The sequence below is a fragment of the Algoriphagus aquatilis genome (assembly GCF_042657405.1).
Classification (GTDB): Bacteria; Bacteroidota; Bacteroidia; order Cytophagales; family Cyclobacteriaceae; genus Algoriphagus; species Algoriphagus aquatilis.
Genome location: NZ_JBHSKS010000004.1, coordinates 138,842 through 163,257, shown reverse-complemented (window position 1 = coordinate 163,257; position 24,416 = coordinate 138,842). Strand labels below are relative to the sequence as shown.

At 44.5% G+C, this 24,416-nt stretch carries 19 protein-coding genes and 1 pseudogene; 12 read left to right on the top strand and 8 right to left on the bottom strand.

Annotated features, from left to right (window positions below; translation table 11 throughout):
- Nucleotides 1-563: 563 nt before the first annotated feature.
- Both ACFPIK_RS06940 and ACFPIK_RS06935 read left to right on the top strand, forming a co-directional pair.
- The gene (locus tag ACFPIK_RS06940; protein WP_377913609.1) at nt 564-1,640 is read left to right on the top strand and encodes a PorP/SprF family type IX secretion system membrane protein; all 1,077 of its coding nucleotides are present in this window, start codon (nt 564-566) and stop codon (nt 1,638-1,640) included.
- 54 nt (nt 1,641-1,694) lie between these two features.
- Nucleotides 1,695-3,224, top strand: a complete 1,530-nt coding sequence (locus ACFPIK_RS06935; RefSeq protein WP_377913607.1) for a cryptochrome/photolyase family protein — start codon at nt 1,695-1,697, stop codon at nt 3,222-3,224.
- Nucleotides 3,225-3,273: 49 nt separating this feature from the next.
- On the opposite strand, the gene ACFPIK_RS06930 is transcribed toward ACFPIK_RS06935, so the two are convergent.
- The gene (locus tag ACFPIK_RS06930; protein WP_377913605.1) at nt 3,274-4,377 is read right to left on the bottom strand and encodes a TolB family protein; all 1,104 of its coding nucleotides are present in this window, start codon (nt 4,375-4,377) and stop codon (nt 3,274-3,276) included.
- A gap of 74 nt (nt 4,378-4,451) precedes the next feature.
- Here ACFPIK_RS06930 and ACFPIK_RS06925 point away from each other — a divergent pair, with 74 nt between their 5' ends.
- On the top strand, nt 4,452-5,693 hold the full coding sequence (locus ACFPIK_RS06925; RefSeq protein ID WP_377913603.1) for a M20/M25/M40 family metallo-hydrolase: 1,242 nt from the start codon (nt 4,452-4,454) through the stop codon (nt 5,691-5,693).
- Nucleotides 5,694-5,848: 155 nt separating this feature from the next.
- Here ACFPIK_RS06925 and ACFPIK_RS06920 read toward each other — a convergent pair whose 3' ends face one another.
- The 3 genes and pseudogenes from ACFPIK_RS06920 to ACFPIK_RS06910 all read right to left on the bottom strand — a co-directional run.
- A complete protein-coding gene (locus ACFPIK_RS06920) occupies nt 5,849-6,988 on the bottom strand; it encodes a Fic family protein (protein ID WP_377913601.1) in 1,140 nt (379 codons plus the stop codon).
- 106 nt (nt 6,989-7,094) lie between these two features.
- Nucleotides 7,095-8,117: a glycoside hydrolase family 43 protein gene (locus ACFPIK_RS06915; RefSeq protein ID WP_377913599.1), complete on the bottom strand. Its 1,023-nt coding sequence runs from the start codon at nt 8,115-8,117 to the stop codon at nt 7,095-7,097.
- Nucleotides 8,118-8,186: 69 nt separating this feature from the next.
- A pseudogene (locus tag ACFPIK_RS06910) lies at nt 8,187-8,513 on the bottom strand (GxxExxY protein); the annotation flags it as partial.
- A 342-nt stretch (nt 8,514-8,855) separates the two neighbouring features.
- Here ACFPIK_RS06910 and ACFPIK_RS06905 point away from each other — a divergent pair.
- The 4 genes from ACFPIK_RS06905 to ACFPIK_RS06890 all read left to right on the top strand — a co-directional run bounded on the left by ACFPIK_RS06905 (nt 8,856) and on the right by ACFPIK_RS06890 (nt 13,642).
- A complete protein-coding gene (locus tag ACFPIK_RS06905; protein WP_377913597.1) occupies nt 8,856-11,015 on the top strand; it encodes a TonB-dependent receptor in 2,160 nt (719 codons plus the stop codon).
- Nucleotides 11,016-11,026: 11 nt separating this feature from the next.
- Complete coding sequence (locus ACFPIK_RS06900; protein ID WP_377913595.1) at nt 11,027-11,671, top strand: hypothetical protein; 645 nt, start codon at nt 11,027-11,029, stop codon at nt 11,669-11,671.
- Between the two features lie 145 nt (nt 11,672-11,816).
- A complete protein-coding gene (locus ACFPIK_RS06895; protein WP_377913593.1) occupies nt 11,817-12,893 on the top strand; it encodes a sensor histidine kinase in 1,077 nt (358 codons plus the stop codon).
- A complete protein-coding gene (locus ACFPIK_RS06890) occupies nt 12,890-13,642 on the top strand; it encodes a LytR/AlgR family response regulator transcription factor (RefSeq protein ID WP_377913591.1) in 753 nt (250 codons plus the stop codon). The genes ACFPIK_RS06895 and ACFPIK_RS06890 overlap by 4 nt, the downstream gene beginning before the upstream one ends.
- A 116-nt stretch (nt 13,643-13,758) precedes the next feature.
- Here ACFPIK_RS06890 and ACFPIK_RS06885 read toward each other — a convergent pair whose 3' ends face one another.
- Together ACFPIK_RS06885 and ACFPIK_RS06880 are read right to left on the bottom strand one after the other, a co-directional pair.
- A complete protein-coding gene (locus tag ACFPIK_RS06885; RefSeq protein ID WP_377913589.1) occupies nt 13,759-15,381 on the bottom strand; it encodes a S8 family peptidase in 1,623 nt (540 codons plus the stop codon).
- 101 nt (nt 15,382-15,482) lie between these two features.
- The gene (locus ACFPIK_RS06880) at nt 15,483-16,823 is read right to left on the bottom strand and encodes a hypothetical protein (protein WP_377913587.1); all 1,341 of its coding nucleotides are present in this window, start codon (nt 16,821-16,823) and stop codon (nt 15,483-15,485) included.
- 140 nt (nt 16,824-16,963) lie between these two features.
- On the opposite strand from ACFPIK_RS06880, the gene rbfA reads away from it, so the two are divergent.
- Both rbfA and ACFPIK_RS06870 read left to right on the top strand, forming a co-directional pair.
- Complete coding sequence (rbfA, locus tag ACFPIK_RS06875; RefSeq protein WP_377913585.1) at nt 16,964-17,347, top strand: 30S ribosome-binding factor RbfA; 384 nt, start codon at nt 16,964-16,966, stop codon at nt 17,345-17,347.
- A gap of 18 nt (nt 17,348-17,365) precedes the next feature.
- A complete protein-coding gene (locus ACFPIK_RS06870; RefSeq protein WP_377913583.1) occupies nt 17,366-18,592 on the top strand; it encodes an FtsX-like permease family protein in 1,227 nt (408 codons plus the stop codon).
- Here the strand turns inward: ACFPIK_RS06870 and ACFPIK_RS06865 are convergent, their stop codons facing one another.
- Complete coding sequence (locus ACFPIK_RS06865; RefSeq protein ID WP_377913581.1) at nt 18,593-19,744, bottom strand: tetratricopeptide repeat protein; 1,152 nt, start codon at nt 19,742-19,744, stop codon at nt 18,593-18,595. It lies immediately after the preceding gene.
- A gap of 275 nt (nt 19,745-20,019) precedes the next feature.
- Between ACFPIK_RS06865 and ACFPIK_RS06860 the strand changes: the two genes are divergently transcribed.
- The 3 genes from ACFPIK_RS06860 to ACFPIK_RS06850 all read left to right on the top strand — a co-directional run bounded on the left by ACFPIK_RS06860 (nt 20,020) and on the right by ACFPIK_RS06850 (nt 23,661).
- Nucleotides 20,020-20,616, top strand: a complete 597-nt coding sequence (locus ACFPIK_RS06860) for a hypothetical protein (RefSeq protein ID WP_377913579.1) — start codon at nt 20,020-20,022, stop codon at nt 20,614-20,616.
- Nucleotides 20,617-20,663: 47 nt separating this feature from the next.
- Nucleotides 20,664-21,803 (top strand): N-methyl-L-tryptophan oxidase, encoded by a 1,140-nt coding sequence (gene solA / locus ACFPIK_RS06855; protein WP_377913577.1) that lies wholly within the window; start codon nt 20,664-20,666, stop codon nt 21,801-21,803.
- 70 nt (nt 21,804-21,873) lie between these two features.
- Nucleotides 21,874-23,661, top strand: a complete 1,788-nt coding sequence (locus ACFPIK_RS06850; protein ID WP_377913575.1) for an ABC transporter ATP-binding protein — start codon at nt 21,874-21,876, stop codon at nt 23,659-23,661.
- Here ACFPIK_RS06850 and ACFPIK_RS06845 read toward each other — a convergent pair.
- Complete coding sequence (locus ACFPIK_RS06845) at nt 23,658-24,329, bottom strand: class I SAM-dependent methyltransferase (protein WP_377913573.1); 672 nt, start codon at nt 24,327-24,329, stop codon at nt 23,658-23,660. The genes ACFPIK_RS06850 and ACFPIK_RS06845 overlap by 4 nt on opposite strands.
- Nucleotides 24,330-24,416: the final 87 nt, after the last annotated feature.

The window sequence follows — 24,416 nt, the reverse complement described above, 5'->3', positions numbered from 1 at the left end:
ATTCTGCTTTTGAAAATATATAATCTATTTTTTACATACATATTTTATTTATAAGATTCATATTCACAAATGTATCTGCCTTAAAATACAGAACATATATGTGACACAAGTCACATATATAACTTCACCAAATACCTGTAATGCGAATGATTTTGATTCTCGCAGATCAAGGGGGTGACTGTTGATTTTTAATTGATTTTCGAGCAATAAAGGAGAAATTCAATCTCAAAAAGGCCTTTCTTTTCATTTTTTAACGGCTTTTTAAATTTTGACCTTGAATTTTACATACAAGAAAAATACCCATGTAAACCAATATATGTATATAACATACATTAATTTAAAATTGCTTTGATGTGTATATAAAGTGCATTCAAAAACACTATATACAATTAGGATATATTATCTATAAACTTCTATATTTCATTATAACATAAAAGATAAAGCAACATCAAATAAGCAATAACAAAAAGCAAAAAAAAGATTCTGAAAACCTAACCAACAAAAAAAAGAGAATCAAAAGCAAATAAATAAACACGAAACACCAACCAAAACCCCGACCTAAAATGAACTCACTTAACGCCATCGGAAAAAGCCTCAAAGCCCTCGCAAGAGTGAGCAAGGCTCTTGCTTTGGCAGGGGTTGTTCTTTCATCTTTCAACGCCGCCTTAGCTCAGGATATTCAGTACTCACAGTTCTACGCGAATCCAATCTACTTGAACCCTGCTTTTGCAGGAAGTTCTGAAATGAGCAGAATGGGTGTCAACTACAGAAACCAGTGGCCTGGTCTAGACCAATCCATCAACTCTTACTCTGCTAGTTTCGATTCTTACCTTTTCAATATCAATTCTGGTGTAGGCTTGATCGTTAACAGATCTCAGCAAAGCCAAGCTAACCTTAGTATCTCCGAAATCGGAGCAGCTTACTCATACCGAGCTCGTCTTGGTTTCAGATCTTTCCTTAGAGTGGGTGGACAAGTTTCCTACATCGACCGTGACGCTTACTTTGGCAACTTGGTTTTCGGTAGCCAAATCGACGACATGAGCGGTAGCATCTCTGATTTCTCAGGTGAAAAACTTGGGGCTGATTTCAGACATCAATTTGTAGACTACTCTGCTGGTCTTCTTTTCAACAACGAATCAGTTTGGTTCGGACTTTCTGCTCACCACTTGAGCCAACCCAACATCTCTTTCTTGGACGGTCAGATGAGCCAGCTTCCTTTGAAAGTCTCTGCTCACGGTGGTGTGAAATTCGACCTTTCAAACGGTTACTCCAGAAACTTCATGAACAACAAAGTGGGATCCAAAGAACTGGTACTTGCCTTCAACTACAAGAATCAGGAGCCATTCCAACAACTTGACCTTGGAGCTCAGCTAAACATCCAACCCCTAGTGATCGGTCTCTGGTACAGAGGTATTCCAGTAGTAGGCAGCGAAAACGTCCAACATGAATCTTTGATCGGTTTGGTTGGAATCTCCTTAGGAAACGGTCTGGATGTTGGATACAGCTACGACTACAACGTCTCCAACCTCGGTAATGCCAACAGCGCCGGTGCTCACGAGATCTCCATCAGATATTCCTTACTTGCAGGTTCTCAGCAAGGTGCAGGCAGAAAGTCTTCCATGCCTTGCTTCAAATACTAAGACGCTAAACAATCACCCCCAAATAGGGCTTTACTTCGGTAAAGTCCTTTTTTTATGCCCAAAACTTTACGTTTGATTCTTGGAGATCAGCTGAATCTATCTCATTCATGGTTTGAAAAAACTGACGATTCCGCGACTTATTTGATGATGGAGATGCGTCAGGAAACAGACTATGTAACGCATCACATCCAAAAAGTAGTCGGCTTTTTCTTGGCCATGCGCAATTTCGCCCAGACCTTGCGGGAAAAGGGCCATCAAATTCTTTATTTTTCCCTAGATCATCCTGAAAATCGACAAAACCTCAAAGATCAACTTGGACACCTGATCCAAAAGGAAGGATTCACTCGATTTGAATATCAATTGCCTGACGAATATCGATTGGATCAGATTCTTAAAGAAGTCTGTGGAGGCCTACCTATTCCATCATCAGCTGTTGACACCGAGCATTTTTTGACTTCCAGAGAATTTTTGAAGGATTTTTTCAAAGGAAAAAAAACCTACCTCATGGAGACTTTTTATCGGGAAATGCGCAGGAAATACGACATCCTGATGGATGGAAAAGAGCCACTAACCGGACAGTGGAACTATGACCACGATAACAGACAGGCGCTTAGAGACAAGAAACTACTGAGAAAGCCCTTGCTTCATCCCAAAAACGTTCGAGAAATTGCTGAGACGATCGAAAAGACTGGAGTAAAAACCATCGGAACTATCGATCCGGAGCAATTCTCGTGGCCCGTGTCGAGAGAGGAAAGTTTGGAGATTTTGGAGCATTTCTGCGAGCAATTACTTCCCAATTTCGGGGCCTACCAAGATGCACTCACTACTTGGGATCCTTACCTTTTCCATTCCCGATTGAGCTTCTCCCTCAATACAAAAATGATTTCTCCACTAGAGGTGGTCCAATCAGTTGAAAAACATTGGTATGTTCATCAGGACCAGGTTTCGATTGCTCAAGTGGAGGGTTTTATCCGACAGATCATCGGCTGGAGGGAATACATGCGCGGGATTTATTGGGCCAAGATGCCTGAGTTTGCTGAGCTCAATTTCTTTGGTCACGAGCGGAAGCTGCCGGATTGGTTTTGGACAGGAAATACCAAGATGAACTGCCTGAAAGAATCCATCGGACAATCCTTGGACCTAGCCTATGCCCATCACATTCAGCGCTTGATGGTGACGGGAAATTTTGCACTGTTAGCTGGAATACATCCCGATGAAGTGGATAAATGGTACCTCGGTATCTACATCGATGCCATTGAATGGGTAGAAATCACCAATACCCGTGGCATGAGCCAATTTGCCGATGGTGGTATCGTAGGTACAAAGCCCTACGTCTCTTCTGCCAACTACATCAAAAAACAAGGTAATTACTGCGATCATTGCGCCTATGACTCGGCTAAGAAAACCGGTCAGGGATCCTGTCCATTCAATAGCCTATATTGGCATTTTTATGCCCGAAATCGGGAAAAACTGGAGAAAAATCCTCGCATCGGTATGATGTACCGTACTTGGGACAAAATGAGCAATCCACAAGAAGTGATGGATCAGGCGGAAAATTACCTGAAAAATCTAGAAGCCCTCTAAATGCAAAAAACCACCCCGAAAGGTGGTTTTTGCTTTGGTTCATTAAAGGTTAATCTCCAATCCACTCGGCCACAAACAAGTTAGTGTCCCTGGTACCGCCATTGTTTCGGTTGGAGGCGAAAACCAAGTATTTGCCATCATTGGAGAAAACAGGAAATGCATCGAATGTCCCATCGTGGGTGATTCGAGTGAGGCCGGTGCCGTCCAGATTAATCATAAACAGGTTGAAAGGAAATCCTCGCTCAGTCTGGTGATTGGATGCGAAAATCAGCTTGTTGCCAGAAGGATGGAAAAAGGGTGCCCAGTTGGCTTTGCCAAGGCTGGTGATTTTTCGGATGTCTGTGCCGTCCGCATTGGCCACGTATAGCTCCATCTCTGTCGGCTTCACCAAACCTTCTTTAAGTAAGTCTTGGTATTCTTTGATCTCTTCCTCAGTCTGAGGACGTGATGCCCTCCAGACAAGCTTGCTTCCGTCAGGGGAGAAAAATGCCCCTCCGTCATAGCCCAAATCTGAAGTGATTTGCTTCACATCTGTACCATCGATATTCATGGTGAAAAGCTCCAAATCTCCTGTTCTCATCGAAGTGAAAACGATCCGGTCACCCTTTGGTGAAACAGTTGCCTCGGCATCGTAACCAGGTTCCTTGGTCAACTGAGAAAGTATAGTACCATTTAAGTCGGCTGTGAAAATGTCAAAGCTGTCATAAATGGGCCACACGTATTTGCCATCCGACCTTCGCTCGGGAACAGGAGGACAAGCTGGGTCTACCAAGTGCGTGGAAGCGTAGACGATGGTTTGATCTCCGGGTAGAAAATAGGAACAGGTGGTCCTTCCCAATCCTGTGCTGAGTCGCTTTGGCTTATTAGTTGAAAGGTCATCTTCTCTCCAATTCAGATAAAACATCTGATCACAGGAATTGTCCCATCCGGCAAAGTCTGATTGAAAGACCAGCAAAGAGTCGTTGAAGGACCAATAGGCTTCGGCGTTATTTCCCCCAAACGTGAGCTGCTTGATGTTTTTGAGGTATTTCATCTCTTCAGGATGAAGGAGAAGCGAATCTGTGGCAGATCTGACATCAGGTTCCGTAGCTGTTTCTGTTTTTGGGGCACAGGCTACAGTCAGGAGAGCTAGCGAATAAAGGAGTTTCTTCATTTTTAGGCTTGATAATAAAAGAATTGCAGGCCCAAGATACCAATTATTATCTTTGGACTAAATCGACAAAACTCATGAAGCATTTTCTTTTCAAATCCAGTTACATCATAGCTTCCTTACTGTTTATAACCTCTTGTGATGGACCGCCAACAGACGAAAAGCTCTTGACCACCTTACAGGAAGATGTCGTTTTCCTTGCCGCAGATGATTTGGGAGGAAGGGCTATTGGCACAGAAGGAGAGCAAAAAGCCGCTGAGTACCTGGCCAAAGAATTTGAAAAACTCGGTCTACAGCCTAAAGGAACAGAAGGGTTTTTCCAATCCTTTACTGTATCCAAACCATCCAATCCCCATGAAGAGGCTGTAATCGGCACAGATGGAGAAGGAATTACAGGGCGGAATGTGGTCGCCTTTTTGGATAAAAAAGCGGATAAAACCATCGTGATCGGAGCACACTTTGATCACTTGGGAATGGGCGGACAAGGCTCACTACACCGCGGAGATTCCGCTATTCACAACGGCGCGGATGACAATGCCTCCGGAACGGCTGCGCTTTTGGCTTTGGCTGAAATTCTGAAGTACGAAGAGCTGAAAAACAACATTCTCTTTATTGCTTTTTCAGGGGAAGAAAATGGCCTTTGGGGATCCAATTATTTTGTTAAAAACCCAACCATCGATCTCAAAACAGTCAACTACATGATCAATATGGACATGGTAGGAAGGCTGAATGAGGAAAAATCTTTGGCGATCAATGGGGTAGGAACCAGCCCGAGCTTTGTCCCTGTGTTTGATCAAATTAACACCGACAGCCTGAAGCTAGTTACCTCTGAATCTGGTGTGGGTCCTTCCGATCACACGTCGTTTTACCTACAGGATTTGCCGGTATTACACTTCTTCACCGGTCAGCATGAAGACTATCACAAGCCAAGCGACGACTCGGACAAAATCAACTATGAAGGGTTAGTGAAAGTCGTCCGTTACATTTCCCGGGTGGTGACTGCGCTAGACAATGAACCCAAACTTGCCTTTACCAAGACCAAAGACTCCAGCGATTCTCCTCGTTTCACTGTGTCGATGGGTGTTGTGCCTGACTATATGTTCGATGGAAAAGGCATGCGGGTAGACGGGGTATCCGAAGGCAAACCTGCCCAAGCTGCAGGACTTCAAAAAGGTGACGTGGTCGTTCAGCTCGGCGACTCAACGGTCTATGATATGATGAGCTACATGCGCGCCTTGAGTGCTTTCCAAAAAGGAGACTCTACCAAAGTGGTAATCGAAAGAGGCGGTCAGAAAGTGGAAGCGGTAGTGAGGTTTTGATTTGAGAGTTAAGAAACTCCTATTCTCCTACAATAGAATGCGCCTCTGGGAAGTCTCAGAGGCGTTTTTATCTTTAATGGAAATTTTGCCCCGCCCCTATTTTATCTTCGCCTTCAAAAGTAAAATAACAGAAATCTTATTTTACTTTTTTTCAATCAGTGCTCAAAGGCTTTCAAATAGTCTGCAAAGACAAAAACACGATTTCGGGAATGTCCTGTCTGTTCTTTTAGGATTCCTTTTTCTACGAAAAGAAGCACCAAGTCATTGGCAGCTTTGAAGCTCAAACCGGTCATCTGAGCTGCTTTCTCCACAGAAATTGTTGGTTCTTGGAAAAGACCATGTAGGAGTTTTTTGCCAACAACACTTCGCCTCCCAAATTCTTCCTCAATTTGATCTTCAAGGGTTTTCTTCAGATCTAGAACCGAAGACAAGGTCGAAGCACCGATACTTGCCGTTTCTTCGATCCCTTCCAGGAAATAGCAAATCCATTGCTCGAGAGCATTTTTACTTCGGACAGCGGAAAGCTGATCATAGTATAGGCTGCGGTTTTTTTCAAAAAACATGGAAAGATAAAGCAGCGGTTTGTCCAAAATTCCCTCACTGACCAAATACAGCGTGATCAATAATCGTCCTACCCGACCATTTCCGTCAAGGAAAGGGTGGATCGTCTCAAATTGATAGTGCGCTAAGGCAATCCGAATCAGACTGGGAACAAAGATTTCTTGGTTGTGGAGAAACTGCTCCAAGTCACTCATCAGGTCAGGGACCAACTCGTGGCTGGGCGGGACAAATACCGCTGTGGAAAGAGAATTTCCACCTATCCAGTTTTGACTCTGACGAAATGAACCCGGTTGCTTGTTTTCTCCCCGCACACCCTGCATAAGCTGCTGATGCGTATTGCGAAGGAGTCGGGAGGAAAGTGGCAGCGTATTCAACTCAGAAATCGCTGAATTAAGCGCTTGGATATAGTTATTCACCTCCTGCCAATCGTCCCGCCGCTCAGGATCAATGCTTTCTATCGGTAGCAAAGCTTCGTCAATCCGTGTCTGTGTGCCTTCGATTTTACTGGAAATAACGGCCTCTTTGGCTACATGGAGCTGAATGAATAGATCGATATTGGGCACCATTCGTGCAAATGAGTTCAACTCACCCAACCTGATGGAAGCTCGCTCCAAAAGCCGATTGATCTTGGGGCTGGCCCATATCCACTCCTGATTGACCTTTTCGGGGACAAAATACCGATACTGGTATCCGGGAATATAACGGCCAGAAACAAAATCTTCGATCCGAATCATAAACCAAAGATCATTATTTTACTTTTATTAACAAAAGTAAAATAAAGAAAATCTTATTTTACTTTCTTCTGAGTAGGATAATTAGGCGTCTGATTTCCCCTGATTCTTATTTGAAAGGATTCGCCTTCACTCCCTCAAAAGTCATCTTGATCGGCTTGATCGTTCCGTCTTCGTTAAACTCCATCACATCAATACAGGTTACCCGATGGTCTCTGCCTTCATTGGGAATTGGACGGCGGTGGTAAACCATGTACCACTCGTCAGTTCCGGGTTTTTGGATGACGGAATTGTGTCCTGCACCGGTGGCAATCGTAGTGTCTGCCTCGAGAATAGTACCGATTCGGCGGTAGGGCCCGGTAGCTTTTTCGGCCATGGCATAGGCGACTTTGTAGCTGTCATTCGTCCAGCCGCCTTCCGACCACATGAGGTAATACACACCATTTCTCAAAAACATAAATGGCCCCTCCACATAGCCTTCCGGTGTGATTTCGTGAAAAAGCTGCCCATTCTCCCAAGGTTCAAATCCTGTGAAATCAGAATTCAGCTTTCCGATATTGCAATGCCCCCAACCTCCATAGAAAAAATAGTGCGTGCCATCGGTATCCTTAAACACAAACTGATCGATGGGTTGAGCTCCATTGTGAAAATCCGATAGTAACGGCTTTCCAAGTAAATCTTTGAATGGTCCGGCAGGTGAATCTGCCACCGCGACGCCGATTCCGCCAAAATGATTGATGTCATTATTGGGATCATAGCCTGGTCGCTCCGGAGTAAGCGGGTCATTCGCAGCGAAAAAGAGGTAATATTTCCCATCTTTTTCGATCGCAGCAGGTGCCCACATCGCCTGACGGGCCCAAGTAATGGCCGAATTATCTAAGATGCGTTCGTGCTTTTCCCAGGTTACCAAGTCTTTGGAAGAAAAGGCATCAAAGTGCAACTGATCCTCAAAAGCAGCAGAAAATGTCGGATAGATCCAGTATTCATCTCCAAATACAATCCCTTCCGGATCGGCATACCAGCCTTCGAAGATAGGATTGCCGGAGAGTTTAGGCTCTTCTTTGCTTTTGGATTGAGGTGAAGTACAAGAGATGGCTATGATGAAAAGGAGAATTGAGAATCTTAAATACATGAGAAATAGGATTAGAGAATGGCTAATTTACTCTAACCAAGTACATTTTGAACACAATTAAAGGACAAACTATTCTACAGGTAACCTGTCGAAAAACTCATTAATTAAAGGCTTCATTGATTTGGTAAGGTTATCCGAATAAAAATTGAATAGGAGGCCCTGCGGTTTTTTAAGCAGTTTCATATAGCTAATCAATTGAGCTGAATGAACTGGGAGAAGTTCCTGAACAGCTTTGAGCTCAACTATGATCGTATCTTCTACAAGTAAGTCTAACTTCAATTCAGAGTCGATCAAATTTCCCTCATAGTTGATTGTAATGGGAACTTGTTGTAGTGCTTTAAAACCGTTCTTTTCTAATTCAAAAAGAAGACATTTTTCATAGACGCTTTCCAAAAGACCCGGACCAAGGGCTTAATGAACCGTTATCGCACAGCCCGTTACCAGATAGGACAGTTTGGTCACGGATGATTTGGTATTGTATTTCATATGCTTAAAAAGTATAGTTCAATTTAAAATTTTTCAACCATTAAGGAAATTGAGAGAATTAAGGGTTTCTTTTTCCATGTGGAATAGGTCACCATTCCTTCCGATTCACTATTCTTTTTCCTCTCTTCTTCATACCCTTAATTTCTAAATGGTTAAAAACCCACACTTCAGTCACGGATTTTGACACTTCAGTCTGGTTTGATTTTTTGATCGCTACCAGTGCTTCAATTTTGGTTCAACTATTAGCCAACTATGAAGCCGATCTTCTCTTTTTTGATTCTCTTCCTTTGGATCCAAAACCTTGGATTTGCCCAAACCAATCTTTTAGGAAAAGTCCTAGACGGGAAAAATCAACCCCTTCCCGGGGTCAATGTCTTCCTCAAGGGAACTTTTGACGGAGCCAGCACCGACCAAGGTGGTTCCTTTCAATTCGAAACAGCCGAAACCGGTGCCCAAATTCTGGTATTCAGCATGATGGGGTTCAAATCTCAAGAGGTGGTGGTTGAACTTTCTGGAAAAACCCTGGAAATCCCTACTCTGATTCTCAAGGAAGAATTCAATGAGCTGAATACGGTCACTATTTCTGCGGGGGCTATGGAAGCCTCGGATGAAAAAAAATCGGTCATTCTTCGCCCCCTCGACATCGTCACCACGCCATCTGCCATGGGAGATATTGTTGGTGCTTTCCAAACACTTCCCGGAACTTCCACAGTAGGGAATGATGGCAGGCTCTTCGTTCGTGGGGGAGATGCGAGTGAAGTTGGGATTTTTATCGATGGCCTTCGCGTGGGCAATGCCTATGGCACCACTGCTGGAAATGTGCCCACCCGCACCCGATTTAATCCCAACCTGTTCAAGGGAACCTTCTTCTCCACCGGCGGCTATTCCGCAGAATTTGGTCAGGCACTTTCATCTGCCTTGGCTTTGAACACTAAAGATCTGGCTAAGCGAAACCAAGGCGACCTCTCCATTATGTCAGTAGGTGGGGGCTATGCACACACCCTAGCCAATGAAAAAAGAAGCCTGACTGTCACCGGAAATCTCTTTGACCTAAAACCCTATCAAGGAATCATCAAACAAGACTTTGATTGGGAAAGAGCTCCATACGGGAGAGACTTAGAGCTAGCTGCACAACAGAAAACAGCCAAAGGTGGCCTGTGGAAAGTCCTCGCACGAACCGAGTCAGGCGGCATGAAACTTTGGCAAGCACAGCCGGGAGTCGCTGATCGGGGTATGCTGATCCATGTGAAAAACACCTACTCCTATGCACAAACCAATTGGAGAAAAGCCTATGAAAGCGGTTGGTCTCTTTTCGGAGGCGTTTCGTATTCTTCCAATAAGGATCGTCTCAACTTTGGAGGAACCGAAATAGAAAGAATAAGTCAGCTCACTCATGCCAAATGGACTGCGAGCTATGATTTTTCGGATCATTTAGCTGTGAAAAATGGAGCAGAATTCTTTCGAAATGACTACTCAGAAGCCCTGACCAAAGAAAATCTGGAACGCAATTTTGGAGATAATCAAGGCTACCTTTTCACCGAGTGGGATTGGTACATCAGCCAGAAGTTTGTCCTTCGATCTGGGCTAAGGGTGGGTTTTTCTGCCTTGGCTGATCAAAAGTGGCTAGATCCCCGAGCTTCCCTTGCCTATAAAATCTCCGAAAACGGGACACTTTCACTTGCCGCAGGACGATTCCACCAATTGCCGGAGGAGAGATTCAGGGTGTTGAACGCCAACTTGAAAAACACAGAATCCGGGCATTTGATCCTAAACTACCTCTACCAAAAAGAAGGCAAAACCTTCCGTGCTGAAGCTTTTCACAAGTCTTACGATCACTTGGTCCGATTTGAGGGAAATCCACAAAACCCACAAAGCGTTCGAAATGAAGGGGAAGGCTTTGCCCGAGGGTTTGATGTGTTCTTTCGCGACCGTGAAAGCCTGAGAAATACCGACTACTGGATCACCTACAGCTTTGTGGACAGTAACCGAAGCTATTTCCAGTACACCGGACAGGTTCAGCCTGACTTTGCACCTAAGCATAACCTGAGTGTGGTGGTCAAGCACTTTGTACCCCATCTGAAATCTCAACTTGGACTCTCTTGGTCCTTCAATGACGGCTTGACCTACACTGACCCAAATCGCCCAGGCGAAATGAATTCCAAAACCGGCTCCTTTCAAAATCTCAGCCTGAGTTGGAGCTATTTACCACGACCCAATCTGATTATTCACGGAGCCATCACCAACGTAACCGGCCACCGAAACATCTTCGGTTACCAGTTTGCACAAGCTCCAAATGAGCAAGGAAGATTTGAGTCCATGCCACTTGGCCAAGGCGCTCCACGCTTCCTGTTTCTGGGAATTTTCTTCACGATTTCTAAAGACAAAAACGCAAATAATCTAAACAACCTCTAATACTCACTACTATGAAAATTATCCTAGCTACCCTTTCACTTGTGTTTGCATTCGTCTGGAATGCCTCAGCCAATGATCCTGCCTACGAATCTGCGATGAAAAAGCAGATCCAAGCCATGAAAACCATTCAAAACCTGGAACAATCCCAATCCGTGATCAACGGATTCGTGAGAATCGCCGAGGCGAAAACCACCGAGTGGCTGCCGTATTATTACGCCGCATACTTGCAGACCATCGCTGCGTTTCGCTTTGAGGTGAATAAGGACCAATACTTTGACCAAGCCATGGAGCTGATGAGTAAAGCAGACAAGATCGCGCCAAACAATTCAGAAATCACAGTCTTGAAGGGCTTCATCATCATGGGCAAATTAGCTGTGGATCCCATGAGCAGAGGCCAAGAATTGAGCCCTTTGGCAATGCAGACGTTTGGAAAAGCGATTGCCCTGGATAAGGAAAATCCGCGAGCTACTACTATGATGGCCCAAATGGAGCAGGGAATGGCTCAATTCTTTGGGCAGGGACCCGAGAAAGCCTGCGGATTAGCACGAGTCGGATTGGAGCTTTTTGCTAAAGAAGAAGCCAAAATCAATGAAAACTATCTTCTTCCGACTTGGGGAAAAAGAGAAGCCGAGCAAGTGGCCGGCGCTTGTAAATAAAGCCCGATTTGAATAACTAAACCAACAACCTCCACCAAGAACTGACCTAGGTGGAGGTCCTTATTTTGAAACCTGAGCACTAGTACTGAGCCGGTCGAAGTATATCGAAATATCCTAAATCCTCAGCTTTTTCCTAAATTTCCCCATGACCCAAAAATCAACTCAAACAAACTGTAAGGGCGAAAAAACACTTTGGAATGACCTTAGAAATTTCCTTTTGGTCAATTTCGTAATTGCGTTCTTTTTACAAGTCTTTTTCTGCCCGATTTGCTTTTTGAGTTGGGAGGATTTGATCAGCCTCTTCCCGGATTTTATGTTTTCCTTTTGTGTTTCTATGGCCTTGAGTTATGGGGGCAGCCGTGTTCAGGAATATTGGGATCCTCGAGTTTCTTGGGTTCACGAACCAGTAAAAAGACTTGTAGTGACGGTTTCTACCTACATGATTTATGCTTTTGTGGTGAGCTTTATGATCGTTTTTGTTTATGCCTGGATAGAATGGAAATTTCCTGAAGATCAAATCCCATGGCGAGGAGTCCTCAGGTTTACCTTTACTCCTATGACCATAGCATTTGTTTTCATGGCCATTTTCACATCCCGTTCCTGGCTGATGGAATGGCGCAAATCTGCCATAGAAGCCGAGCAGCTCCGCTCCGAAAAGCTCGCCAGCCAATACCAAAGTCTAAAAGATCAGCTCAATCCACACTTTCTCTTCAATTCGCTCAATGCGCTTTCCAATCTGGTCTATGAGGATGCAGACCGATCAGTAGCTTTCATACAGAAACTGAGCAAAATCTACCGCTACGTCCTCGATGTGCAGCAGGAAGAACTGGTCGAACTCGACCGGGAGCTGGAATTTGCTCAAAACTACCTCGAGCTGCAAAAGATCCGGTTTGAAGAAAATCTTAATTTCAATATCGATTTGTCCGATTGCAAAGGCTGTTATTTACCTCCGCTCTCACTACAGCTCCTGCTGGAAAATGCCATCAAGCACAACATCGCTTCTCAGGAAAATCCCCTATTCATTTCCATTCTCCAAAAAGGAAACGAGCTTTGGGTAAGTAATTCCTTTCAGCCCAAAATCAGTCAAATTGAGCCATCCACTGGAGTTGGGTTGGAGAATATCCGATCCCGCTATCGGATTTTGAGCGAGCGAAATCCGGAGATCTTCCAGACGGAGGATGAGTTTTTGGTCAAACTTCCACTGTTGAAAGTCAACTCATGAGGATTTTACTTATCGAAGACGAAAAACCTGCTGCCGCTCGCTTGAGTAAATTGCTCTTGGCGTATTTTCCTGAGGCCGAGTTGATCGGAAATCTGGATACGGTCAGTCGTGCAGTCCGTTGGTTTGGTGAAAACCCTTCTCCAGACTTGATTTTCTGCGATATCCAGTTGGCTGATGGGATCAGCTTTGAGATTTTTGAAAAAGTAAACGTTTCGAGCCCGATAATTTTTACCACTGCTTTTGATCAGTATGCCATTCGAGCTTTTCAAGTAAATGCCATCGACTACTTACTCAAACCCATCGATCCAAAAGATCTGGAGCGGGCGGCGGAAAAATTCAGGTCTCGAGCCATTCAATCCAACTTGGATTTGAACCTGCTCAAATCCCTGATTCAATCTCAGGCCAAGTCCTTCAAAAGCAGGTTTTTGGTCCGCTTTGGAGAAAAAATCCAAAGTGTCCCGGTCGAGGAAATCGCCTTTTTCTTCAGTGAGGAGCGAGTGACTTTTCTCCAAACACATTTGGGGAAAAAGTATGTGCTCGATTCTACGCTTGAGCAGCTTGAGGCCCAAGTCGATCCTGCGGCTTTCTTTCGACTCAACAGAAAATACCTCAGCCATGTAGAAGCCATTGAGGAAGTCTTGACCTATTCTAACAGTCGATTGAAAATTAAGCTCAGCAACTGTACCGATCAGGATATATTGGTAAGTCGCGAAAAGGTGACTGACCTAAAGGATTGGCTGGATAGATAAAGTGGCGTGTAAAACAGACAGCTATCCGACTGCTTCTGCAAGGTCCCTTTTGATCAGTAAAGAAGAAGCCCTTGAATTTCACATTCAAGGGCTTTTTCAGCTCAGGTAAAGTAAGCTCAGAGAGAAACTTGTCCTGCTGATACTTTTCCAGCCAATATCAGAGCATTGTATAGATTGACAATTTTGCCGGATTTGCAGAGGTCAGCCAGTGATTTCTCTTTGCCGCCTACGGTCACTTGAATCGGTAAGGAAAGCCCGGACTCCATGATTATTCTTTTCACCTGAGGAGCGGTGAGTTGTGGATAGTATGATCGGATCATTCCGGCGATACCTGCCACTGCCGGTGCAGCCATGGAAGTGCCCCCTTGGAAATCGTACTTATTTCCGGGCATGGTGGAATAGATTTCATCGCCTGGGGCAAATACATCTACGTTTGACTTTCCGTAGTTGGAAAATGATGCGATCATTTCAGATCCATATACTGGAGAAAGGGCACCGACGGTAAGGTAATTATCGATAAGTTCGGGTGCATTTTTGCCCAAATGATCATTGGGAAAATTGGAATTTTGAAGATCATCCAAATCCAATCCATCATTGCCTGCCGCATGGACAAAAAGGACATCTTTGCTGGCTGCATATTTCAAGGATTCATACACCCACTCTGCATTTGGAGAAAATTTCTTTCCAAAACTGGCATTGATCACCTTCGCTCCATGGTCTACTGCGTAGCGGATTGCGTTGGCGATGTCCTTATCGTATTCATCTCCATCGGGCACAGCACGGATGCTCATGATTTTTACAGCTTGGGCCACGCCCTTTACACCTTTTTTATTGGTCCTGTTAGCAGCGATTATCCCCGCCACGTGTGTTCCGTGGCTTTCTTCAGGATCACGGATGTTGGGATCTCCATTTCCGTACTTACTATCCGAAAAGTCGTAAGGATTGTCTCCGACTGGCTTTCGCCCGTCAAAATCCACATTGAGGTTGTAAGAAAGCTGAGATTGGTAGTAGTTTATTCCTTCTTTCAAATCTGCAATAGCCGAAGGAATGTCCTCTCCCATGCCTAATACCTGCATCAAAATACCAACGAGTTGCTCCTCTTGGGGAGTTTGAGGATCATAGTTTTCCAAATCGGCCAAGGAGTAATATTCTTTTCCGAGCTTCTTTTGGATGTTTTGATGTGCCATACTCACAATCTGCTCGATCTGCTGTAGCTGCGGTAGGGCCGCTTTGGCTTCAGGTAGCTTCGAATCAAGCTCTTCTTTGGCCTTGTTTTGGAGTGCTTCGTCTCCGATTTTCAATCTGAGAATTCGGGTAAATTCCAGTTGCTCATGGAAGGATTCTCCCAGAAAATTGTATCCATGAATGTCATCGACAAATCCATTTCCGTCATTGTCCAAGCCGTCGGCTTTTTCACCGGGGTTGACCCATAGCACATCTTTAATATCATCATGGGCCAAGTCTATTCCGGAGTCAATTACGGCAATGATGACGGATTGGCCTTTCTTTTTCTTGATTAGTTCCTCATAGGCTCGGTTGACACTCATTCCGGGCACAGTATCCCGCAGCAGATCTAAATGGCCCCATTGTTTTGATTCACTATCGCTCAGTTCACGAGTTCTAGGGGAAGTATTTTGATAGGTGAGTGTGGGTGCTGTCAGTAGTCCTGTACTGCTGCAGCCCATCGCCAATAGGCCGATGGTAAGTCCTAGAGAGGGTTTTAGGAGGGCTTTAATCATAGTTAAATGTAAGACCTTAAGAGTGAGTTTGGCCTTCTTGGGTTGTTAAATCTGGTGAAAGGGATGTAATCGCTACAATTCTGTAAACGAGTAGCGTCAGATTAGTTGTAGATTTTCACAAATACTCCTGGGCTTGCCTCTTCGTAGTGTTCTTTAAGAGCGGGAAGTTCTTCCAGTAAGGACTTGAAACTTCCCTCTTGATCAAGGATGAAATCTGCTTTTTGCTGGGACAGCTTTCTGAAGAGTTCAGATTTCTGTTCCAGCGTTTTTTCGCTGTTCAAAAAAGTTTTAGTCAGGTGGTAGTTTAAAAATGGACCTCCCAGTGGATGATTTAAGTAGCTGCTGCAATCCTTTCCAAGAACCATTACATTACCCCTATTGGGTGATTGATCTGAAGGGGAAGGTTGGACAAAATAGGTTTTGTCCACGTCTATCCGATTGTCCCAATAAGCTAATCCTCCAAATGGTAACCCAAAAACCAATAAGACAAAACCTAATCTGGCGATGATTCCTGTTTTGAAATGAAGGAAAAACTGGGTGATCAAATAGGTAAGTCCTGGAATGAAAATGAGTAGCTGGTAGGCAGCTTGCCTTTTGACCAAAAAGAAAAACAAGCCGGAAAAAATCAGCCAAATGATAATCAATTGACGCTGCTTTTGTTGGTTGATTGTAGCTCCTCGGAAAAAGGACCCGAAGAAATATCCTGCAAAAGCGAGAATGATCGGGACTACTCCCGGAATCAGCCAACTCAGCATCGGTTGGTATTCGTATGCCTGGTAAGTGAAGATCATTGGCCATGCCTGCAATGTCTCCTGCAGACCATCATTCCAGTAGTAGAATACCAAAATGAGTAAAACAGGCAGGAAGAACCCAACCAGTGAAAGGAAAAGCTGTCTGATCGAAAATCCAGAAATCGCTAATCCGGTGAAAATGATATAGGGTAAAAAGAGAACGAAATTCAGATGAAATCCAGTCGCCAATCCTCCATAAATACCAATTAAAAGGGTGGACTCACTGGTTTCTTTTTGCAACACGGTCTGAGAAAAAAGCTGACCGAGTGCAAGCATTAGAAATGTACTGCCCAGAAGGGTCGGCGAAAGCGTAGTCATATCGAAAGAAAAATGAAAAAGTGCCGCCATGATAATTGCCGGTAGGTAGGTGTTTTCGTCAAAAACCCGATACCTGATCAAGGTATTGTTCCAGTAAATAATCTGGAAAAAGATCAGCAATCGGCCCAAAATATCGAATATCAGTTCATTGCGGCCAAACAAAAGGTGAATAGCTGAAAATACTCCTGCAGAAAGGGGCCCTGTATCATCCAATACATCTTGATACAAGTAGAACCCCTCACTGAGTCGCTCCCCTAATACCATCCAAATTAGGTTAGGCTCTGTGATAGGGAATGGAAAAAACAGCAACATGACCACAGCGATCAGTATCATATAAATTACAATTCCGATAAGGCGAAAAGGATCGTTGACTTTGAAAAAACTAAGCAAGGTGGTCGGGGGATTGACTTGGTTTGGGTCGAAATTAAAGCATGCCCAAGTATTTCGCTAAATTTGTCACACAAATACTTCACATGGAAAGCAAAAGACAACAAAAATACGCAAAACTGATCCAAAAAGAACTTGGGGATATTTTTCAAAAAGAGGCAAAGCACCTTATCGGCAGATCTTTGGTAACCATCACTAGGGTAATGGTCAGCCCCGACTTGGGATTTGCGAAGGCCTATCTCAGTTTTCTCTTGGCAGATTCCAAGGAGCTTTTTGAGCACATCAATGACCATAAAAAAGACATTCGCCATGCCTTGGCTAAGCGGATCGGAAAGTCTGTAAGAATTATTCCTGAACTGGCATTTTTTCCGGATGATTCAGCCACCTATGCTCAGCATATGGACAAGGTTATTTCTGATCTCAATATTCCTCCGGCACCCGAGGAGGACGACGAAGAGGAGGAAGATTAATTCAATCCTAATCAACCCGTGAATACCAGTTCCTTCATAGCCGGCAGGTACTTTCGCAGTAAGAAAAAGCGCAATTTTATTACTGTCCTATCCATCATCTCCATGGTGGGAGTGGCCATCAGTACCATGGCACTGGTAGCGGTCATGTCTGTGTTCAACGGACTGGAGGATCTGATCAGAAGTTTGTTTGCCAGCTTTGATGCCGAACTGAAAATTGAACCTGTCAAGGGCAAAAGCTTCGTGGTGACCGAAGAGTGGTTCAATTCCATTAGGCAAATCGATGGCGTAGGTATCCTTACCGAAGTCATTGAAGACAATGCGCTTTTGGAGTATCGGGGCAATCAGCAGGTAGTAAGGCTCAAAGGTGTTTCTGATAATTTTCTGGATCAGGATAGGTTTGCAAAAGGGTTTTTTTGGGGCGATACCACGCTGGGTACCTCCCTGCGACCCGGTGCAATTCTCGGCCGAGGAGTGGGGTTTTTTCTGTCAGTCAATTTGGGAGAAATTAATTCAGCCCTAAAAGTCTATTATCCTAAGGCTCCCCGCACGGCGGGCAGTATTGACCCCAATCAGCTTTATTCCAGTGCTCAAATTGAGCCGAGGGCATTTTTTAGTATTGAACAAAGCTTTGACAACGAGTATGTGATTGTTCCATTGGAGTTTTCCCAAAATCTGCTCAATTATGGTGACAAGCGTACTTCACTCGAGGTCAAAGTCAAAGAGGGTGCCTCCATTCTTGAAGTTCAAGCGAAGCTTATTCAGAAGTTGGGTCCTGATTTTTCAGTGAAAAATGCAGATGAGCAGCATGCAGGCTTGATCCGTACAGTCAAGTTGGAAAAACTCTTCGTCTTCCTTACCCTGACCTTTATCCTGGCCATCGCCTCGTTTAATATCTTTTTCTCCTTGAGCATGCTGGCCATTGAGAAGAAAAAAGACATTGCAATTCTAAAAGCAATGGGAGCCAAAAACAGCCTAATTCGGTCTATTTTCCTCAAACAAGGGGCAATGATCGCCTTTTCCGGAGCGCTGTTAGGATTGATTTTAGGGTTTGCCTTGGTAGGAGCTCAGGAAAAATTTGGATTGATTTCTTTGGGTATTTCCTCTGGAGTGGTAGACGCCTACCCGGTAAGGATCAACTTGCAAGACTTTCTTTGGATTAGCGTCGCGGTCGTCACCATTACGTTGCTTGCTTCCTGGAGACCTGCCTGGATTGCTTCCCAAGTAGATACGGTCAAGGAATTGTAATCAGTTTTGCCCGCAGGCTTTTTGCCAAGCGGTCTTCGCTTCTTCCATTCCCAAGTCCATTGCCTTTCTCAAATCAGGACATCCAGTTTTCCCACCCGAAATTCGCTGAAGGGTAATCCCCTTGTGATAAAACCCACTGTCATATTCGGGATCGTAAAAAGTGACCAGGGTAAAGTCCGCCAAAGCATGGTCAAATTCTCTCATTCGGTATCTGGATTGTCCTCGGTGCAGTAGGTATTCCACGTTTTGGGGATCGTGTTCTAAAGCTTTGCTGAACGCTTTTTCTGCCTCTTTGAAATTCTTTAATCCGACCCAACTGCTTCCTAGGTAAAACCACAACTGTGCATCGTCGGGCTCCATGGAAAGCGCTTGAAGAAAATCATCTTTAGCGCCAGAAGGGTCTCTGTGACTCAATCGGTAATACCCTCTTTGTTTGAAGGGTTCGGGATTTTCGGGAGCACTGGCAATGGATTGGGTAAGAGCTTCCAATGCCTCCTCATCGCTGGACTGGGTGAGAAAAGCCATCCGTTGCCGAGACAGGTAGTGATCCGGATAGAGGTCTAGGGCCTTTTCGTAATTCAGTTTTGCCTCTTCTTTTTCACCTTGCAAGGCTAGGGCCTTACCTTTTTCAGCGTAGAAATCTGGCTCATCTGCTTGGTATCGAATCGCTGAATCCAGGTAAACCACGGCTTGCTCAAATTCCTTTAGCTCGATACTGCAAAGCCCAAGGTGGAAATAGGCTTGGGCTGGATTTGGGGTCTGTGCGGTAAAGACCTGAGAAAAGCCAGCCGCAGCTGCCGACTTTCTGTAAATCACTTGGCTGGTTTCTCCCCGTGGTAATTGCAGGAACGCTTCAAAATCCTGCTTTGCCAGTTCATACAGGCTGCTTTGAAACCTTGCTCTGCCCCGCTCAAGGTATACCTCGCCATGGTCTGGGAAAAACTGAAGATAAGCGGTGTAATCGATGTCGGCTTTTTGGGGATTTTTGAATTGATTCCATATCCTTGCGCGATAGAGGTAGATTTCTCCATCATCAGGATGGTCGGAAAGCCATGAATCCAACATTCCAAATGCCTTTGGAAGATCATTTTGATCGAAAGCTTCGAGACCAATCTGCCTTCTGTCGGCTGATTTAGTAACAGCCTGTGCCATGGTCAAAAGGCTTGGGCTCATCAGAAGTAAAAAAAAGAAATACCGCATGGTTCAAGTTGTGTATTCAGCCTTACATATTCAATAGTGCCAATCTATTTTTCATTGATGAGTCCAGAAGACAACCTAAAGGCCATAGCCTATTGTATTCGGGATCCTCTGATATTCAATGGAATTACAAAAAATATTTTAACAAGATTGCTGAGAAAAAATCCCAATTGGTTTCAAAAAGGCACGTTTCTTGAAACACCATTGCAAGAACCCCACCCTGTAATCAAATGAGATTTTCTGTATTCACCGCACTGGTTGTCTTTTTCATTTTTCACCTTCCTACTTATGCACAGGATACGACGTCAGTCCAGAATTCGCTGAATTCAGGGACAATTACCAGTCAGTTTGATTACCTCTACCGAGTTTCCAATGGATTTCAGGAGTATGAAGTGGTCAAGAAAGCCAACCTGGAAAAGCTCAAAACCAATGTCCTAGATTCGGTCCGAGTCCTGAAAAAGGAAATAGCAGATCTTAAGCTAAAGCAGTCTTCGGTGGTAGATTCTTTAGCCAACTTTTCACAGATTTTGGAACAAGCCAATCAGGAAAAAGAGGCTGCAATTTTGGAGAAGGACAGCTTTTCATTTTTGGGCTTCGCGATTGAGAAAAATCTTTACTCCACCCTCATGTGGTTGCTCGTGGTAGCTTTGGCCGGTGCCATGGCCTTTTTCTCAGTTCAGTATTTCCGGAGTTTTGGTAGGGTGAGAAAGGCTCAAAAAGATCTGGAAGACGTGCAGGCTGAATTTGACCAACATCGAAAAAATGCTTTGGAACGTGAGCGAAAACTGAAAAGGGAGCTCATAGATGCCCAAATGGGTAAAAATTAAAGTACGGGCCGGAAGACAAATCCGGCATTGTTTTTTAATATTCGATCATGGAAAATCAATCGTATGATGTAGCTGTGATCGGACTGGGCGCTGTAGGAAGTGCCACTCTCTATCAACTCAGCAAAACTGGCGCGAAAGTCATTGGTCTGGATCGATTTGCTCCACCCCATACCCTGGGTTCCAGTCATGGAGAGACCAGGATTACCCGATTGGCAGTCGGAGAAGGAGAAGAATATGTGGCATTGGTAAAACGATCTCATGAAATATGGGCTGAACTTGAATCCATTACCGGAGAAATCATCCGTACCCGGACTGGTGGCTTGTTGATTGATTCGGGAGAAAATCCGTGGGCCAAGCATGGATCAGAGGGGTTTTGGGAGCGGACAGTTCGGTTTGCCACTAATCAACAAATCGAACACAGAATACCCGATTTGGAGGAGATTGCTACTTCCTTTCCTGCCTTTCAGATACCTACCTCCGGCAAAATTTACCAAGAAAAAGAAGCGGGATTTCTTAAACCTGAACTAGCCATAGAAATCCAATTGGATTTGGCCCGAAAAAACGGAGCTGAGCAGCGGAATGATTCTCCGGTGCAAGCTATCCGAGAAAAAAACGATGGCTATGAGATTATACTTCAAAATGAAACTTTGTGGGTGAAAAAAGTAGTCTTGACTGCCGGTGGCTGGATCAAGGATTTCGTCTCCAGTGAAGAGAAAAAGAAATTTAAAATTTGCAGGCAGGTATTGCATTGGTTGGAAATCGAGCCTGGTTTTACGGATTGGAAGGCTTATCCAGTGTGGATGTGGGGCTTTGGAGGAGCGCCTGAGGACTTTATTTACGGATTTCCATCCCTAGACGGGGTTTCCGTGAAAATGGCTTCTGAGTCATTTTTGGATATTGGCCATCCCGATTTAATTGACCGTGAAGTCAGTGAAGAAGAGCAGCAGGAGTTTTGGAAGACTAAAGTTCAGGGTAAAATCAAGGGTTTAAAGAATAATTTTCTCAAATCTACCGTGTGCTTTTACACCGTGACAGAAGATGCCAAATTCGTGATTGAGCCCAGCAATGGCAGGGAGGATTTTCTTTGGGTTTCAGCCTGCTCCGGACATGGCTTCAAGCATTCAGCTGCCTTGGGGGAAGTTTTGGCGAACAGAATCTTGAAATCTTCAATCCTAATTGCCCAATAGATTTGGGCTTATTTTATCTTTTAAGCGTTGAAAACCCTACTTTTGGCGACTCAAATACCCAAGTGATCAAATGGCAAAAAAACGAGGAACTGCCCTAGAGCCTGAAGAAAAGCGGAAGTTGAACAAGCAGAATCTGAACAAGCTGGGAGGCATTTTTCGTTTTCTGATGCCTTACAGGTGGGCGTTTTTCTCAGGACTCTTGTTCCTGCTTTTTTCATCTTTGACTTTACTGACCTTTCCTTTTGTAGCAGGCAAGCTGATCGATACAGCCCAGGGATCAGTATGGATCGTTAATGATGTCAATTCCATTGCACTCATTTTGATAGGTATTCTGGCAGTCCAAAGTGTGTTTTCCTTTTTTAGAGTTTGGTTATTTGCCTTGGTTTCAGAACGCTCGATGAAGGATATTCGAATGTCCCTGTATTCCAGATTGGTAAGACTCCCGATGAGTTTTTTTGACAAAAGGAGAACAGGCGAGCTCATCAGCCGAATCACTTCGGATGTCAGCCAGCTCCAAGACACCTTTTCTACCACCCTTGCAGAGCTGTTTCGTCAGGTGATTACCTTGGTGGCGGGGGTTGCTTTTTTGCTATTCAATACGCCTAAGCTGACCTTATTTATGTTGGGCACTTTTCCTGTTTTGGTGCTATTCGCGATGGTCTTTGGCCGATTTATCCGAAGACTTTCCAAAAAGACTCAAGATGAACTAGCTGCGGCTAATGTGATCGTGGAGGAGACACTTCAGTCGATCGTTACGGTCAAGTCTTTTGTAGGAGAAGCGTATGAATCCGCCCGATATGGCAACGGTTTGGGTAAAGTGGTAGGGGTAGCGTTGACGACTGCCAAATTCCGGGGAGCATTTATCTCGTTTATCATTTTCGCACTTTTTGGGGGAATAGTCGGCGTCATGTGGTATGGGGCCAGCCTTGTGGCTTCAGGCGAGATGAGCGTGGGCGAACTGGTGTCATTCGTCCTCTACACCACGTTTATTGGCGGCTCTATTGCCGGCTTAGGAGATATTTACAGTCAGGTGCAAAAAGCAATAGGCAGCTCAGAGCGTGTGTTGGAGATTTTGGAAGAGGAAGCAGAATCTGAAGCGGGAGATACCTCCCCGATTTTCAGAGGAGAAATTGAATTTGATCAAGTTCGGTTCCGATACCCAAGCCGACCTGAGGTAGAAGTACTGAAAGAGGTGTCTTTTCATGTCAAGCCCGGAGAAAAAGTCGCACTAGCGGGTCATTCAGGGGCTGGAAAATCCACCATTATCCAGCTGCTTTCACGGTTTTACGAAGTCGAGAATGGGTCTATTCGGGTGGATGATCGCGATGTCAAAGATTGGGATCTGAAATCCCTTAGAGGAAAAATAGGAATCGTGCCCCAAGAAGTATTGCTATTTGGAGGGTCGATCCGAGAAAACATCGCCTATGCCAAGCCGGATGCCAGCGAGGAAGAGATTGTGCTTTCTGCCAAAAAGGCCAATGCTTGGCAGTTTATCTCCCAGTTTCCGGAGGGATTGGACACGTTGGTTGGGGAGCGGGGAGTAAAGCTTTCCGGAGGTCAGCGTCAGCGAGTGGCCATTGCTCGGGCCATCTTGAAAGATCCTGCGATTTTGATTTTGGATGAGGCGACTTCCTCCTTGGATGCTGAGTCAGAATCCTTGGTGCAAGAAGCTTTGGATGAATTAATGAAGGGAAGGACTACACTAATCATTGCCCATCGTTTGGCGACCATCCGAAAAGTAGACCGGATCTATGTCCTGAGTGAAGGAAAAATAGTGGAGCAGGGCAGTCATACAGAGCTGCTCAAGGATACAAGTGGTTTTTATGCCAACTTGGTCAGACTTCAGTTTGCTGATTAGCCCAAGGTGTGGGCAGTCAATGACTTGGTCAGCCCCCATGCTTTTTCTTCAAGAATCTTTGCTGCTGGAAATAATTCGCCCATTTCAATTTTATCCAAGAGCCGAATTTCATCCAGATATTGCTGGGCGGCTTTGGGCTCCCAGCGCTTCAATCTACTGAGCCTTGTCTTGGTCAAAATGGAGTAGACAAGACTTTTAGGTAGAAACTGTGCAAAAGGAAGCGCATAATGAGCCTCTATTGGAAAGTACTTATAAGGTGTCTGGATAAAGTAGTGTTTCCCGACACGTTGAATTTCAGCAGCCATTTTTTGCTGGTATTCCAGGGTATACAGATGCTCGATCACTGAATTTGAAAAAACCAGGTCGAAGCTGTCTTTTTCAAAATTTCTCAAGTCTGTGGCATCACCTTGTTGAGCCAAAATGTTCGGATGGGAACTTTCCTCAAGATGGAGGTTGAGTAGGGTGATTGTCACTCCCGGATGATTTGGGACTAGGCTGTTTTTCCAAAAATAATCCGTGCCTCCTACGTCTAGGATGCGAATTTGCGTCTGATTTCCAAGGGTTTCAAAAAACAGTTTTTCAAAAGTTGCCAATCTTTTTGCTCTAAATTTTGCTCCGAGCGAATTTGGATTGTCTGAAGATGAAAAAAGTTCGTATAGGTACTGCATAGACAAAGGATAGACCTGGAGGTTAGAAATTCATCCAAAAGTAATAAGGCTTGAGAATTTCTTTCTTAATTTTAGCACGCTATCCTG

Excerpts from the sequence above, each read along its gene's own strand:
- ACFPIK_RS06940 (WP_377913609.1), top strand. The coding sequence starts at position 564 with ATGAACTCACTTAACGCCATCGGAAAAAGCCTCAAAGCCCTCGCAAGA.
- ACFPIK_RS06935 (WP_377913607.1), top strand. The coding sequence starts at position 1,695 with ATGCCCAAAACTTTACGTTTGATTCTTGGAGATCAGCTGAATCTATCT.
- ACFPIK_RS06930 (WP_377913605.1), bottom strand. The coding sequence starts at position 4,377 with ATGAAGAAACTCCTTTATTCGCTAGCTCTCCTGACTGTAGCCTGTGCC.
- ACFPIK_RS06925 (WP_377913603.1), top strand. The coding sequence starts at position 4,452 with ATGAAGCATTTTCTTTTCAAATCCAGTTACATCATAGCTTCCTTACTG.
- ACFPIK_RS06920 (WP_377913601.1), bottom strand. The coding sequence starts at position 6,988 with ATGATTCGGATCGAAGATTTTGTTTCTGGCCGTTATATTCCCGGATAC.
- ACFPIK_RS06915 (WP_377913599.1), bottom strand. The coding sequence starts at position 8,117 with ATGTATTTAAGATTCTCAATTCTCCTTTTCATCATAGCCATCTCTTGT.
- ACFPIK_RS06905 (WP_377913597.1), top strand. The coding sequence starts at position 8,856 with ATGAAGCCGATCTTCTCTTTTTTGATTCTCTTCCTTTGGATCCAAAAC.
- ACFPIK_RS06900 (WP_377913595.1), top strand. The coding sequence starts at position 11,027 with ATGAAAATTATCCTAGCTACCCTTTCACTTGTGTTTGCATTCGTCTGG.
- ACFPIK_RS06895 (WP_377913593.1), top strand. The coding sequence starts at position 11,817 with ATGACCCAAAAATCAACTCAAACAAACTGTAAGGGCGAAAAAACACTT.
- ACFPIK_RS06890 (WP_377913591.1), top strand. The coding sequence starts at position 12,890 with ATGAGGATTTTACTTATCGAAGACGAAAAACCTGCTGCCGCTCGCTTG.
- ACFPIK_RS06885 (WP_377913589.1), bottom strand. The coding sequence starts at position 15,381 with ATGATTAAAGCCCTCCTAAAACCCTCTCTAGGACTTACCATCGGCCTA.
- ACFPIK_RS06880 (WP_377913587.1), bottom strand. The coding sequence starts at position 16,823 with ATGATACTGATCGCTGTGGTCATGTTGCTGTTTTTTCCATTCCCTATC.
- rbfA (WP_377913585.1), top strand. The coding sequence starts at position 16,964 with ATGGAAAGCAAAAGACAACAAAAATACGCAAAACTGATCCAAAAAGAA.
- ACFPIK_RS06865 (WP_377913581.1), bottom strand. The coding sequence starts at position 19,744 with ATGGCACAGGCTGTTACTAAATCAGCCGACAGAAGGCAGATTGGTCTC.
- ACFPIK_RS06860 (WP_377913579.1), top strand. The coding sequence starts at position 20,020 with ATGAGATTTTCTGTATTCACCGCACTGGTTGTCTTTTTCATTTTTCAC.
- solA (WP_377913577.1), top strand. The coding sequence starts at position 20,664 with ATGGAAAATCAATCGTATGATGTAGCTGTGATCGGACTGGGCGCTGTA.
- ACFPIK_RS06850 (WP_377913575.1), top strand. The coding sequence starts at position 21,874 with ATGGCAAAAAAACGAGGAACTGCCCTAGAGCCTGAAGAAAAGCGGAAG.
- ACFPIK_RS06845 (WP_377913573.1), bottom strand. The coding sequence starts at position 24,329 with ATGCAGTACCTATACGAACTTTTTTCATCTTCAGACAATCCAAATTCG.